Source organism: Streptomyces fradiae, assembly GCF_041270065.1.
In the GTDB taxonomy this organism is placed as follows: domain Bacteria; phylum Actinomycetota; class Actinomycetes; order Streptomycetales; family Streptomycetaceae; genus Streptomyces.
In genome coordinates this window covers 4,353,732-4,367,089 of record NZ_CP065958.1, presented here as the reverse complement: position 1 = coordinate 4,367,089, position 13,358 = coordinate 4,353,732, and the positions used below count along the sequence as shown (strand labels likewise).

Genomic DNA, 13,358 nt, shown 5'->3' with positions numbered 1-13,358 from the left:
GGGGAGGTGGGCCGGTGATCCTGACGGTCACCCTCAACACCGCGCTCGACCTCACCTATCGCGTCCCCGCGCTCCTCCCGCACGCCTCGCACCGCGTCACCCAGGTCATCGAACGCCCCGGCGGCAAAGGCCTCAACGTGGCCCGCGTGCTCGGCGCCCTCGGCCACGAGACCGTCGTCACCGGCTTCACCGGCGGCGCCACCGGCGAGACCGTACGCGGCCTGCTCGCCGCCACCACCGCCGGCCTCCCCGGCCGGGTCCACGACGCACTGGTCCCGATCGCCGGCGCCACCCGCCGCACCGTCGCCGTCGTCGACGCCGCCAGCGGCGACACCACGCAGCTCAACGAACCCGGCCCGGCCATCTCCCCTGCGGAATGGGCCGCGTTCACCGCACGCTTCACCCGACTCCTCGACGGGGCCCGGGCCGTGGCCCTGTGCGGCAGCCTCCCGCCGGGCATCCACGTCGGCGCGTACGCCGAACTCGTCCGGCTCGCCCGCGCCGCCGGCGTCCCCGCGCTGCTCGACACCAGCGGCGAACCGCTGCGCCGCGGCATCGCCGCCCGCCCCGAACTCATCAAGCCCAACGCGGCCGAGCTCGCCCAGCTCACCGGCTCCCGCGAGCCCTACCGGGCCACCCGCGACGCCCGCCGCCGCGGCGCCCACGCCGTCGTCACCTCGCTCGGCCCCGACGGCCTGCTCGCCGCCACCCCCGACGGCCTGTGGCAGGCCGCCCCACCGGCCCCCGTGAAGGGCAACCCGACGGGCGCCGGCGACTCCGCCGTCGCCGCGCTCCTCGCCGGCCTCGTCGACGGCACCGACTGGCCCACCCGCCTCAGCCACGCCGTGGCGCTCTCCGCCGCGACCGTCCTCTCCCCGGTGGCCGGCGAGTTCGACGAGTCGGCGTACGAGTCCCTGCTCCCCCGCATCACGGTCCACGACCGAGCGGCGGCGTGAGCGTACGGGCTTTCCTGGCGAAGGACCCGGCTACGCGTTCGGCCGGATCTCCAGCCAGTCGAAGATCACGTCGCACTGATTGCCCTGCTCGCAGGACATCTTGATCGTGTTCTGCCCCTGCTTGAGATCGACCGGCGCCCAGGTGGTCTGCCAGTTCTTCTCGAGGTTCGGGTCCGAGGAGTTGATGAAGTTCTTCAGGCCTATCGGGTTGCTGTTGGCCTTGTCGTTGACCGTCAGCGTGGCGTTGGCGTCCTTCGCCGGGATCGCGTAGCGCACGTACAGCCGGTAGGTGCCGGCCTTCTCGACGTCCGCCTGCCAGGTCACCGAGGACCCGAGCGCGTTGAACCCGGTGACGTACGCGCCGTCCGCGCCCTCCGCACCCTTGATGTCCTTGGCGAGCGCCGCCGAGCCGCCCAGCTTCAGGGTCGCCGCGTCCTGCTGCGGCAGCGCCTGCGGGGGCTTCGAGGACTGGCTGGGGTCGACCGAGGGGGACTCCGAGACCTGGGTCGGCGCGCCCGTCGGTGAGCCGCCCGTGCCGCCCGCGTCGTTCGTCTTGTCGCCGCTGTTGGCGATCACGGCGGCGGTGATGCCGGCCACGACCACCGCGACGACCGCGACGGCGCCGATCAGCAGGCCCTTGGTGTTGGGGCCCCGGCCGCCGCCACCGCCGCCACGGCCGGCGGGCTGCGCCGGGCCGGGCCGGTGGGCGCCGCCGCCGGGGTACGTCTCGGGGGCCGCGTACTGCGGGTTCGGCTGACCGTACCCCGGCTGCTGCTGCCCGTACCCCTGCTGCTGCGGGAACGGCGCCTGCGCCTGCTGCTGGTGGCCGCCGTACTGGCGCTCGCCGACCGTGCGGACCTGGTTGTACGAGGTGCGGGGCACGCCCGGCTGGGCGGCCGGACCCGGGTAGCCGTAGCCGCCGCCGGAGGGCGGCTGTGCACCCGCCGCCTGACCGTCGGCGTACAGATAGCCGAACGGATCGTCGTCCTCGGGCTTGTTCGTGCCGTCGTTACCGGCAGCCATCCGGGTCACTCCTTTTCCCTGCTCGCCAGCCGTCGCCGACCGGCCGAGCCTACCTCGTACGGCCGTGCCACCGGTTCGGCGCTTCGTGTACGTCCGGTGAATGACGGCCGTGCGGGGCCTCGTACGGACGGCTGTGCGGGGCCTCGTACGGCCTATCCGGCCCGGCGGTGGACCTTCGACCGGGACCGCTTCTCGATGTACATCCGCTGGTCGGCGCTGTTCAGGACCTCTTCGACGGTCATGCCGCACTCGGCCCAGCCGATCCCGAAGCTCGCCCCGACCCGTACCGCCCGCCCGTCCACCCGGATCGGCGGGATGATCGCGTTCCGCAGCCGGACCGCGAGGTCGGCCGCGTCGGCCGAGCCGAGGCCGTCGGCGAGGACGACGAACTCGTCGCCGCCGAGCCGCGCCACCGTGTCCCCGTCCCGTACGCCCGTGGTGAGCCGGCGGGCCACCTCGATGAGCACGGCGTCGCCGGTGTGGTGCCCGAAGCGGTCGTTGATCGACTTGAAGCCGTCGAGGTCGCAGAAGAGGACGGCGAGGCCCTTCGTGCCGTCGTCGACGTCGCCGCCGGTGGGGGCGACGGAGTGCACATGCCCGTCGTACGCCCCGGGGGTGCCGGCCGCCGGGGAGAAGCCGAAGCCGTGCTCGTGCTCGTAGTCGTACTCGTCGTAGCCGTACGGCGGCTCGAAGCCGGGCGTGCCCTCGGGGGCGGAGGCGGCGAAGGGGCGCTCGCAGAGCCGGGCGGAGAGCCGGGAGCGCAGCTCGGCGCTGTTGGGGAGGCCGGTGAGGGCGTCGTGCGAGGCGCGGTGGGCGAGCTGGAGCTCATGCCGCTTGCGCTCCTCTATGTCCTCGACGTGGGTGAGGAGGAAGCGGGGGCCGTCGGCGGTGTCGGCGACGACGGAGTTGCGGAGCGAGACCCAGACGTACGTGCCGTCCCGGCGGCCCAGGCGCAGCTCGGCGCGCCCGCCCTCGGCGGAGGTGCGCAGCAGGGTGCCTATGTCCTCGGGGTGGACGAGGTCGGCGAAGCTGTAGCGGCGCATCACGGAGGCGGGGCGGCCGAGCAGCCGGCACAGGGCGTCGTTGGTGCGCAGCAGGCGTCCGTGCTGGTCGCCGCCCATCTCGGCGATGGCCATGCCGGACGGCGCGTACTCGAAGGCCTGCCGGAACGACTCCTCGCTGGCCCGCAGGGCCTGCTGCTCGCGCTCCAGGCGTATCAGGGCGCGCTGCATGTTGGAGCGGAGCCGGGCGTTGCTGATGGCGATGGCGGCCTGCGAGGCGTACATCTGGAGCGCCTCGCGGCCCCAGGGGCCGGGGTGCCGCCCGTTGCGCGGGCGGTCGACGGAGATCACGCCGAGCAGCTCGCGGCCGGAGCCGGAGGCATACATGGGGGCGTAGAGGCGGTCGTGCGGGTGCCACTCGTCCTCGAAGCGGGGGGCGGGGCCCTCGGTGTGCCACTGCGGGACGTCGTCCTCGATGAGCACCCAGCCCTCGGTGTGCGGGATGAACCGCAGGTCGCCCCAGGCCTCGCCCATGGCGAGCCGCCGGTCCCAGGAGGTCCGGGAGCCGACCCGGCCGGTGATCAGGGCCTCGGCGGCGGGGCTGCCGGCGAAGGCGGAGACGATCAGATCGCCGTCGGGGCGCACGAGGTTGACGCAGGCCAGCTCATAGTTGAGGCCCGCGACGATGCCGTCGGCGACTGCCTGCACGGTGTCCGCAAGGCTTCGGGCGGTGTTGAGGTCCGCCACGACCTGATGCAGCTGACGCAGGGTCGCAAGACGGACGTACGGCTCCGACTCGGTCTCCATCGCTCGCTCTCCCCGAGACCTCGACAGCTGACTCCAGGGTTCTCATCGGCTTCATCGGCTTCGTGGTGCACTGTCTCCGCCACTGAATCACAGCGAGCTGTGCACCCGGTACACAGGGTCAACAAATACTGCTCTCTGTGACTCAAGTCACAGGTTGTCGCGGGGGTTTGCGAACGGTGGGTGAACGGTGCGGGGCGTGGTCGTAAAGGCCCTCCATGTGCGGAACGTACGGGTCCGGGGGCGGTGGCCGTGACGGGACCGGTCCGGCGGTCCTGGGAGCACCGGTCCTAGGTCCGGTGGGGCAGCCCGGTTGGTACCGGGGCCCGATGCCCGCGGGGCCGGGCCCGGATTAGCGTGCGAGGGTGCTGCAGAAGACGCCCGTGACGGCTACCACCGCCCTCGATCTGGTCATCCCTCATGCTGAGGGGGTGAGCAACGACGAGTTCAAGGCCGCCATGTCCCGCCTGGCGGCGGGCGTGGTCCTGGTCACGGCGCACGACCCGGACGACGGGCCGCACGGCGAGGACGTCGGCATGACCGCCACCGCCTTCCTCTCCGTCTCCCTGGACCCGCCCCTGGTCCTGGTCAGCCTGCGCAACGACTCCCGCATGGACGACCTGCTCGCGGACGTGCCCGTCTGGGCGGTCTCCCTGCTCTCCGAGAGCCAGCGGCACGTCGCCGGGCGCTTCGCCATGAAGGGCCGGGTCAGCGACCGCCTCCTCTTCGCCGACCTGCCGTACACCCGCGGCGAACACAGCTCCGCCCCGCTGATCGGCGGCGCGCTCGCCACTCTGGAGTGCCGCACGGAGAGCCGCGTGGTCGCCGGCGACCACACCCTCGTCATCGGCCGCGTGCTCGACACGAAGCTCCCCTCGGCGGAGAGCGGCCCGCTCACCTACTTCCGCGGGAAGTACCGGACGCTGGGCTGAGCGGGGGGAGCCCCTGCCGGGGCTCGTCAGCTCCAGTCGCGGGCCTGGCGGCCGCGCTTCGTCTCCGCGCGCTGCTTCTTCTCGCGCAGGCGGCGCTCGTTGATGCCGCGGGGGATCTTCGTCGCGCGGCGCGGCTTCGGGGGCGGGGCGGTGGCCTCCGCGAGGAGGGCGGTGAGGCGGACGGCGGCCGTCTCGCGGTTGCGCCACTGCGAGCGGTGCTCCGAGGCCCGTACGGTCACGACGCCGTTGACCAGGCGGCTCGCGAGTCGCTCCAGGGCGCGCGCCTTCCACACCTCGGGCAGCGCCTCGGTCGCCGCCAGGTCGAAGCGCAGCTCCACCTGCGAGTCGCTGGTGTTGACGTGCTGCCCGCCCGGCCCGGACGACCGCGAGAAACGCCACATGAGCTCGGCCTCGGGCAGCGAGACGGAGCCGCGGATGACATACGGACCGGACATGTGTCCCATCGTCCCGGAGCGCCGCACGCCCGTCACCTTCTTTTGGAACCGTGACGGCTCCCTGTGCGTTAATGCGAGCGACGAGTTCGACACCCGCAGGACCTCAGAAAGGGACATCCCATGGCTGTAAGCCTCTCCAAGGGCGGCAACGTCTCCCTGACCAAGGAGGCCCCGGGCCTCACCGCCGTCACCGTGGGCCTCGGCTGGGACGTCCGTACGACCACGGGCACCGACTTCGACCTGGACGCCTCCGCCATCGGCGTGGACGCCGCGGGCAAGGTCGTCTCCGACGGCCACTTCGTCTTCTTCAACAACAAGTCCACCCCGGACCAGACCATCGTCCACACCGGTGACAACCGCACCGGCGAGGGCGGCGGCGACGACGAGCAGATCAACGTCAACCTGGCGGGCCTGCCGGCCGGCGTCGACAAGATCGTCTTCCCGGTCTCCATCTACGACGCGGTGAACCGCTCGCAGAACTTCGGCCAGGTGCGCAACGCCTACATCCGCATCGTCAACCAGGCCGGCGGCGCCGAGATCGCCCGCTACGACCTGTCGGAGGACGCCGCCGTCGAGACCGCCATGGTCTTCGGCGAGCTCTACCGCAACGGTGCCGAGTGGAAGTTCCGCGCGGTCGGCCAGGGCTACGCCTCCGGCCTGGAGGGCATCGCCCGCGACTTCGGCGTCAACCTCTGACGTACGCGCGTAAGCGCATGAGCCGCGCATGAGCACGAGCCCCGAACCCCGGCACCCCCGGGGTCCGGGGCTCTACGCTTTCTTGATGATCGTCGAACCCCTGACCGCCAAGGACCCGTCCGACCTCCCCGGCCCGCTGCTCACCGAACTCACCGCCCTGTACGCGTCGAACGAGGAGTTCCAGCAGCTCAGCGGCGACTTCCCGGACCCGGACCGGATCCTGCCGGAACAGGTCGCCGCCGCCCTCGCCGACGAACTCGCGCACCCGGACGCCGAGGTGCTGCTCGCCCGCTCCGAGGGCCGGCTCGTCGCGATCGCCATCACCCTCGCCCACCACCCCGACCCGGCCGACCCCGACCCGTGGCTGGGCCTGCTGATGGTCCACGCCGGCGCGCACCGCGCGGGCTTCGGCCGCCGCCTCGCCGCGTACGTCGAGGACTCCTTCCGCTCCCGCGGCCGCGCCGGGCTGCGCCTCGCGGTCCTGGAGAACAACCCGCGGGCGCTGGCCTTCTGGAGCTCGCTCGGTTACGAGGAGACCGCGCGCAGGCCCGACCTGGCGCACGACCGCCCGTGCGTCGTGATGCGCAAAAGCCTCGGGGCCGTAGCGCCCTAGCCCGGCTCAGTCGGTGATGTGCGCGGGCTTCCCGTCCCCGTACAACCACACGTCCCACACGTCAGACAGGTCCTCCTCCGTCATCGAGTCCACGTACTCCGTGAAGTCCTCGGTGGTGGCGGTGGCGTGCCGGTACTTCGCGGGCCAGCCGGCCAGGATCTCGTAGAAGGTGTCGTCGCCGACCACCTGCCGGATCCGGTGCAGGACCATCGCGCCCCGCTCGTACACGGGCGTGCCGAACAGGTCCTCGGCGGTGGGCGGATGGGCCGGCGAGTAGGCCCAGGCGTCCTCGTTCGCGTACTGCTTCTCGAAGTTCTTCTGCGCCGGGGTGTGCCCGAAGTCCTCCGCGTACAGCCACTCCGCGTAGGTCGCGAAGCCCTCGTTGAGCCACAGGTCCGACCAGGTCGCGGGGGTGACGGAGTCGCCGTACCACTGGTGGGCGAGCTCGTGCACCAGCGTGCTCGGGTCGAAGGAGGAGGCGGGGAAGACCGGCCGGGTCTGGGTCTCCAGGGCGTAGCCGATGTCGTCGTCGCGCTCGACGACCACCCCGGCGGCGGCGAAGGGGTACGGCCCGAAGTTCTCCGTCTGCCAGTCGAGGATCTCTGGGACGCGGGCGCGCAGCGCGGCCGTCTTCGCGGCGACCTCCGGGTCGGCGGCGGAGAGCACCGGAATCCCGGCCCCTGCCCCCGCCCCGGTCCCGGCCGTGCCTGGTGCGAGGGTGCCCGTGCTCGTGTCGTATCGCCCGATCGCGAGCATCGCGAGGTAGCTGGCCATCGGCTCGGCGGCGTGCCAGACGGAGGTGGTGCGCCCGTCGGCCTCCTTGCGCTCGGCGGTGCGGACGCCGTTGGAGAGCGCCGTGAGCCCGGCCGGGACGGTGACGGTGATGTCGTACGCCGCCTTGTCGGAGGGGTGGTGGTTGCCGGGGAACCAGGCCATGGAGCCGGTCGGTTCGCCGAGCGCGAGGGCGCCGTCGGCGGTCTTGAGCCAACCCTCCTTGGAACCGTCCGAGTCGGTGATGGTCTCCGGGACCCCGGAGTAGCGGACGACGGCGCGGAATTCCGTCCCCTTGTCGATGTCCTCGCGGGGGCGCAGGGTCAGCTCGTTCCCGGCCCGGTTCACGGCGGCGGGCGCGCCGCCGACGGTGGCGTCGCGCACGGTGAGCCCGGCGAGGTCGAGGTTGAAGGCGCTGAGGTCCTGGGTGGCCTCGGCGGTGATCTCGGCGCGCCCGTCGAGCCGGCCGGAGGCGGGGTCGTACGACAGGGTGAGCGCGTAGTGGCGTACGTCGTAGCCGCCGTTGCCCTGCTTGGGGAAGTACGGGTCGCGCAGCCCGGCCGCGCCGGGCGTGCCCTTCACCCCGCCGCTGCCGCCGCTCGTGCAGGCCGCGGCGAGCAGGGCGAGGGCGACGGCCAGGGCACCGGTCCGGACGCGGATGCGGCTACGAGTGTTCACGAACCGATCCTAAGCAGACATAAGAAGTCAGACGCGCAGGTGAGAACGCGTGTACGAGCGGAGGTGCGTGTTCCTGTACGGGCAAGCCGACGGCGCCCGGCGGGGGTCCGGGCGCCGTCGGAGTTCAGGCGGGATCAGGCAGCGATCAGGCAGCGATCAGGAGATTCAGCCGTTCAGCGAGGCCACACCGGCCTGGGCGAACTTCTCGTCCAGGTCGCCGGAGGGCGCGCCCGCGACGCCGATGCCCGCGATCGGGCCGCCGTTCGCGGTGACGGGGGCGCCGCCGGCGAGGAAGAGGGTGCCGGGGATGTCCTTCAGGGTCGGCGCGTTGGTGAGGCGCTTGACCAGCTCGGAGGTCGGCGCGTTCCAGGAGACCGCGGTGTACGCCTTCTTCACGGCCGACTCGTAGGACTGCGGGCCCGCGCCGTCGCCGCGCAGGGTCACGATGGTGTTGCCGTCGCGGTCCACGACCGCCACCGACACCCGCTGGTTCTCCTTCTCGGCGGCCTTCAGGGTGGCCTGCGCGGCCTTCGTCGCGGCCTCGATCGTCAGGTGGGTCGTCTGGCGCGTGTTGTCGCCCTCGGCGTCCGCCTTGGCGACGGCCGCGGCCGGGGCGGCGGCGGGGCCCGTGGCGTTCGCGGAGACGGCGCCGAAGGTGCCGGCGGCGAGGACGACGGCGGCGGTGGTGCCGAGGAGGAACTTCTTCTTCATGGCGGTCTCCTGAGGGGATCGTGAGGCGTTCGCTCTGCATCGATCCTCCGGCCGGAACCGGTGCCCGCCGGTCCGCGTTCCGGCTGCCGTCGGCGCGCATAGTGGACGACAGGGAGGTCAGCCGATCGGTTGATGCCCCCCTGGCCCTGCCGGGCCAGGATGGATACGTATCCCCAGGTCAAGTGCTACACGGAACAGGTGGACGATGGAACGGGACCCGGACGCCCGCTGGCTGGCCCGGGTCATGCACGTGGCCTTCTTCCTGCTCCTCGGCGCCTCGCTCGCCCGCTTCCTGCTGCGCCACCCCTGGGAGGAGCGCAGCCCGTGGATCGTGGCGCTGTCCGGCGCGCTCGCCGCGCTCTATCTCCTCGGGCCGGTGCTCGGCACCCGCGCCACCCCGCGCCGGATCGCGTGGCTGGGCACGGTCGTCGCCGTGTGGGTGGTCCTCGTCGTCCTCGCGCCCAGCTTCGCGTGGTGCGCGGTCCCGCTCTTCTACACCGGCCTGCGGACCCTGCCGCACAAGGCGGCGTTCGGCCTGGTCGCCCTCCTCACCGCCTTCGTCGTCTTCGCGCAGGTGCAGCTCTCGCACGGCGGCTGGGACCCCAATCTGATCGTGGCCCCGCCCGCCGTCGCCGCCATCGCCACCGGCGTCTTCGTGCACGCCGACCGGCAGGCGGCCCGCCAGCGCAAGCTCATCGACGACCTGATCCGCACCCGCCGCGAGCTGGCCGCGACCGAGCGCCGCGAGGGCACCCTCGCCGAGCGCCAGCGGCTCTCCATGGAGATCCACGACACCCTCGCGCAGGGCCTGTCCAGCCAGCAGATGCTGCTGCAGGCCGCCGACCGCACCTGGGACAGCGACCCCGGGACCGCCCGCCGCCATGTCCGTACGGCCGAGTCGATCGCCGAACGCAACCTCGCCGAGGCCCGCCGCTTCGTGCACGACCTCGCGCCCGCCGACCTCGCCGAGGGCGGCGGCCTGGAGGAGGCGCTGCGCGGGCTCGCGAGCCGGGAGTCGGCCGCGTTCCGGGTCGACGGCCTGCCCGTACCGCTGCCCGACCGGGTGCAGTCGGCGCTCCTGCGCATCGCGCAGGGCGCCCTCGCCAACATCCGCGAGCACGCCGAGGCCGCCTCGGCCGCGATCACCCTGACCTATCTGGACGACCAGGTCGTCCTCGACGTCGCCGACGACGGGCGCGGCTTCGACCCGGCCGTCTCGCGCGCGGACCCGGGGGTGCGCGGCCACGGACTGCCGGCGATGCGGGTGCGCGCGCAGCAGCTGGGCGGCACCCTGACCATCGAGTCCACCCCGGGCGAGGGCACCGTGCTCTCGGCCGCGATCCCGCTGGAGGTACGCCCGTGAACGCGCCGGCAAGCGACCCCGCCCGCGAGCCCATCCGTGAGCCCGCCCGCGATGCCGTCCGCATCCTGCTCTGCGACGACCACGCGGTGGTCCGCGCCGGGCTGCTGGCCCTGCTCGGCAGCGCGCCCGGCATCGAGGTGGTCGGGGAGGCCGGCAGCGGCGAGGAGGCGGTCGCGATGGCCGCCCATCTGCGCCCGGACGTAGTCCTGATGGACCTCCAGCTGGGCGCGGGCATCGACGGCGTCGAGGCCACCCGCCGGATCGCCCCGACCGGTGTGCACGTCCTCGTCCTCACCACGTACGACACGGACGCGGACATCACCCGCGCCATCGAGGCGGGCGCCACCGGCTACCTCCTGAAGGCCGAGCGCCCGGAGGAGCTGTTCGCCGCGATCCACTCGGCCGCCCAGGGCCGTACGACGCTGTCGCCGCCGGTCGCCAGCCGGGTCATGGACCGGATGCGCGGCGCGGCCGGCCCGTCGCTCACCGACCGCGAGCGGGACATCCTCGGGCAGCTGGCGCACGGCCTCGGCAACCGGGAGATCGCCCGCGCGCTGTTCATCAGCGAGGCCACGGTGAAGACCCACCTGGGCCGGATCTACGCGAAGCTCGGCGTCGACACGCGGGCGGGCGCCGTGGCGGTGGCGAAGGAGCAGCGGCTGCTGCCCTAGGTCTGCGGCAGGGCGGCGGCAGCGGCTGAGGTTGCTGCCGTGGGGCCGCCGGGACTGCTACTGTGCGTTGCCACTCAGGCGCACTGTGTCATGTCCTCGTGGGAGCGCACGTGAAGATCACCATCGTCGGCGGCGGGCCCGGCGGCCTGTACTTCTCGATCCTGATGAAGCGCCAGGACCCCTCCCACGAGATCACCGTGTACGAGCGGAACCCGGAGGGGGCGACGTACGGCTGGGGCGTCACCTACTGGGCCGGGCTCCTCGACAAGCTCCGCGCGGGCGATCCGGAGTCGGCGGAGGCCATCGCCGCCGCGTCGGTGACCTGGACCGACGGCGTGGCGATCGTCCGCGACGAGCGGACCGTGCACCGCGGCGACGCCGGCTTCGGCATCGGCCGGCGCCGGATGCTGGGGCTGCTCGCCGACCGGGCCCGCGAGCTCGGCGTCCGCGTCGCGCACGAGCACCCGGTGACCGGCCCGGACGCCCCCGAGCTCGCCGGCGCCGATCTGGTCGTGGCCGCCGACGGCGTGAACAGCCTGCTGCGCGAGGCGCGCCCCGAGCGCTTCGGCGCCGAGGTCACCGGCGGCCGCAACCACTATGTGTGGCTGGGCACGACAAAGGTCTTCGACTCCTTCAGCTTCGCCTTCAAGGAGACCGAGCACGGCTGGATCTGGTGTTACGCGTACGGGTTCAGCGGCGAGCAGTCGACGTGCGTGGTGGAGTGCGGCCCGGAGACGTGGCGGGGCCTCGGTCTGGACCGGACGCAGGAGGACGAGACCCTCCGCCTGCTTGAGAAGATCTTCGCCGACCTCCTCGACGGCGAGCCGCTGATCGGCCGCGAGCAGCACGGCGACGGCGCCCCGGCCCAGTGGCTGAACTTCCGCACCCTGACCACCCGGACCTGGCACGACGGCAACACCGTCCTCCTCGGCGACGCCGCCCACACCACGCACTACTCGATCGGCGCGGGCACCACCCTGGCCCTGGAGGACGCCCTCGGCCTCGCCGCCGCCCTGCGCTCCCACGGCGCCGACCTGCCCACCGCCCTCGCCGTCTACGGCCGGCGCCGCCGCGCCGAACTCGTCTCCGCCCAGAGCGCGGCCCACTACAGCGCCCAGTGGTACGAGAACCTCCCCCGCTACATGCACCTCCCCCCGTCGCAGATGTTCGCCCTCCTCGGGCAGCGCCACTCCCCCCTGCTCCCCCACATCCCCCCGCAGCTCTACTACCGCCTCGACCGCGCCGCCGGCCGGCTCGAACCCCTCCGCCGCCTCAAGCGCTGGCTCGGCCCGAAGGTCGCCAAGGCGGCCCACCGGGGCTGAGCCCCGGGCCCGGCCCCGGGCCCGCCGGGGCGGGTTCCGGGACCCGCGCGGGGTCCGGGGCGCGGGCGGCGTGGGACCATCGACGGGTGCTCGACATCGGCTACTCGCTCTCCCGCCGCTTCCCGGACCCCCCGCAGACGAACTACCGCGCGGCGGACGTCCGCTCCCTGCGGCACGACCTGTTCTGCGGCGACGTGTATCTCGCGGACACCGTGAAGGACCAGGAGGTGTCCACAGCCTGGGGATGGGTGCCGGTGCTCGACTTCGCGTGGGCGCTGTGCGACATCGTCGAGCAGCTGGACCGCGACCCGCAGGGCAGCCGCGCCTCCCGCCCCCAGTACGCGGAGCTGGACTTCACCGAGTCCTCCGACCGCATGCTGTTCGAGCGGCGCTTCGGCTGGGTGGACGTCGAGGCCGACTGGATGCCGGGCGACGAACCGGCCCTCACCTTCAACCACGGCGAACTGCGCCGCGAGGCCCGCGACTTCCTGCACGACCTGATCGCCGACCTCACCGACATGCACGAGGGCCTCGCGGACAACCCGGCGATCTGGGACCTCCAGGCCCGCTTCCCCCGCCTCCCCTGACCGGCAGGGCTACGCGTCCTCCACCCGCACCCCCAACTGCGCCGCGAACACCGGCGCCAGGTCGAGCAGCTGCGCCGTGGAGATCACCGCCCCCGCCAGCGCGTCCACCCCGCGCGCGATCTGAAGCCGCTGCACCGTCCGCAGATCCACGTCCTTCAGCCGCACCCCGCTGAAGTCCGCCCCCGTCAGCACGCAGTCCCGGAACTCCACCCGCTCAAGCACCGCGCCCGCGAAGTCCGGCTCGTCGAGCACGCACCCGTCGAAGACGACGTCCTTCAGCCTCGCCTTCCGCAGATTCAGATAGTCGATCTTCCCCCCTCTCACCCTCACCCGCTCGAACACCGCCCCGTGCAGCTGCGCCCCGCCGAGCCGCGCGTCCACCAGCTCCACGTCCCGCAGCTGCGCCCCCGCGAGATCGGTGCCCACCCCCCGTACCCCCGTGAGCACCGAATCGAGGAGCCGCGCCGCCGTCAGCCGGGCCCCGTCCAGCCCGCAGTCACGCAGCGCGCAGTCTAGGAAGCGCGCCCCCGCCCCGTCCTGGCCGGTCAGATCCAGACCGGTGAGCTCCAGGCCGTCGTAGTCCCCGTCCGGCTCCAGACCGCCCTCGTACGGCTCCAGCGGGGGCAGCCGGACCTCGGGCTCGCGGGGCCTCACGACGCTCTTCCTCTTCATGGCATCCATCGTGACGCACGCCACTGACAATGCCCCGCCGCCGATGTCACAACCCGGCCCCCGCCACCCGTCCCGTCTTCGTAACCCCACACGAGGGAGCCGA

Annotated in this window: 14 protein-coding genes; 8 read left to right on the top strand and 6 right to left on the bottom strand. The window is 73.0% G+C overall.

Features of this window, described 5'->3' with window-relative positions; translation table 11 throughout:
* Positions 1-14 precede the first annotated feature (14 nt).
* Entirely contained in the window at positions 15-956 is a 942-nt protein-coding gene (locus tag JAO84_RS19905; RefSeq protein ID WP_370414074.1) for a 1-phosphofructokinase family hexose kinase, read from the top strand.
* Positions 957-986: 30 nt separating this feature from the next.
* On the opposite strand, the gene JAO84_RS19900 is transcribed toward JAO84_RS19905, so the two are convergent.
* Together JAO84_RS19900 and cdgB are read right to left on the bottom strand one after the other, a co-directional pair.
* Positions 987-1,979: a CBM35 domain-containing protein gene (locus JAO84_RS19900; protein ID WP_370414073.1), complete on the bottom strand. Its 993-nt coding sequence runs from the start codon at positions 1,977-1,979 to the stop codon at positions 987-989.
* Between the two features lie 152 nt (positions 1,980-2,131).
* Positions 2,132-3,787, bottom strand: a complete 1,656-nt coding sequence (gene cdgB / locus JAO84_RS19895) for a diguanylate cyclase CdgB (protein WP_370414072.1) — start codon at positions 3,785-3,787, stop codon at positions 2,132-2,134.
* 362 nt (positions 3,788-4,149) lie between these two features.
* Between cdgB and JAO84_RS19890 the strand changes: the two genes are divergently transcribed.
* The gene (locus tag JAO84_RS19890; protein WP_370414071.1) at positions 4,150-4,716 is read left to right on the top strand and encodes a flavin reductase family protein; all 567 of its coding nucleotides are present in this window, start codon (positions 4,150-4,152) and stop codon (positions 4,714-4,716) included.
* A gap of 26 nt (positions 4,717-4,742) precedes the next feature.
* Here JAO84_RS19890 and arfB read toward each other — a convergent pair whose 3' ends face one another.
* Positions 4,743-5,180, bottom strand: a complete 438-nt coding sequence (gene arfB, locus JAO84_RS19885; protein ID WP_370416814.1) for an alternative ribosome rescue aminoacyl-tRNA hydrolase ArfB — start codon at positions 5,178-5,180, stop codon at positions 4,743-4,745.
* Between the two features lie 111 nt (positions 5,181-5,291).
* Between arfB and JAO84_RS19880 the strand changes: the two genes are divergently transcribed.
* The gene (locus JAO84_RS19880) at positions 5,292-5,867 is read left to right on the top strand and encodes a TerD family protein (RefSeq protein ID WP_265867343.1); all 576 of its coding nucleotides are present in this window, start codon (positions 5,292-5,294) and stop codon (positions 5,865-5,867) included.
* Positions 5,868-5,952: 85 nt separating this feature from the next.
* Entirely contained in the window at positions 5,953-6,480 is a 528-nt protein-coding gene (locus tag JAO84_RS19875) for a GNAT family N-acetyltransferase (protein WP_370414070.1), read from the top strand.
* A 6-nt stretch (positions 6,481-6,486) separates the two neighbouring features.
* Here the strand turns inward: JAO84_RS19875 and JAO84_RS19870 are convergent, their stop codons facing one another.
* Both JAO84_RS19870 and JAO84_RS19865 read right to left on the bottom strand, forming a co-directional pair.
* Positions 6,487-7,929 (bottom strand): M1 family metallopeptidase, encoded by a 1,443-nt coding sequence (locus JAO84_RS19870; RefSeq protein WP_370414069.1) that lies wholly within the window; start codon positions 7,927-7,929, stop codon positions 6,487-6,489.
* A gap of 165 nt (positions 7,930-8,094) precedes the next feature.
* Positions 8,095-8,640, bottom strand: coding sequence for a heme-binding protein (locus JAO84_RS19865; protein WP_370414068.1), 546 nt, complete (start codon positions 8,638-8,640; stop codon positions 8,095-8,097).
* A gap of 205 nt (positions 8,641-8,845) precedes the next feature.
* Between JAO84_RS19865 and JAO84_RS19860 the strand changes: the two genes are divergently transcribed.
* The 4 genes from JAO84_RS19860 to JAO84_RS19845 all read left to right on the top strand — a co-directional run bounded on the left by JAO84_RS19860 (position 8,846) and on the right by JAO84_RS19845 (position 12,583).
* Entirely contained in the window at positions 8,846-10,003 is a 1,158-nt protein-coding gene (locus tag JAO84_RS19860) for a sensor histidine kinase (protein ID WP_370414067.1), read from the top strand.
* Entirely contained in the window at positions 10,000-10,674 is a 675-nt protein-coding gene (locus JAO84_RS19855) for a response regulator (protein WP_370414066.1), read from the top strand. Before JAO84_RS19860 ends, JAO84_RS19855 begins: the two co-directional genes overlap by 4 nt.
* 110 nt (positions 10,675-10,784) lie before the next feature.
* The gene (locus JAO84_RS19850; RefSeq protein ID WP_370414065.1) at positions 10,785-11,996 is read left to right on the top strand and encodes an FAD-dependent monooxygenase; all 1,212 of its coding nucleotides are present in this window, start codon (positions 10,785-10,787) and stop codon (positions 11,994-11,996) included.
* Positions 11,997-12,082: 86 nt separating this feature from the next.
* Positions 12,083-12,583 carry a hypothetical protein gene (locus JAO84_RS19845; RefSeq protein WP_370414064.1) on the top strand — a complete coding sequence of 167 codons (501 nt, stop codon included), beginning with the start codon at positions 12,083-12,085 and terminating at the stop codon, positions 12,581-12,583.
* Between the two features lie 9 nt (positions 12,584-12,592).
* Here the strand turns inward: JAO84_RS19845 and JAO84_RS19840 are convergent, their stop codons facing one another.
* Positions 12,593-13,264 carry a pentapeptide repeat-containing protein gene (locus tag JAO84_RS19840; RefSeq protein ID WP_370414063.1) on the bottom strand — a complete coding sequence of 224 codons (672 nt, stop codon included), beginning with the start codon at positions 13,262-13,264 and terminating at the stop codon, positions 12,593-12,595.
* Positions 13,265-13,358 lie beyond the last annotated feature (94 nt).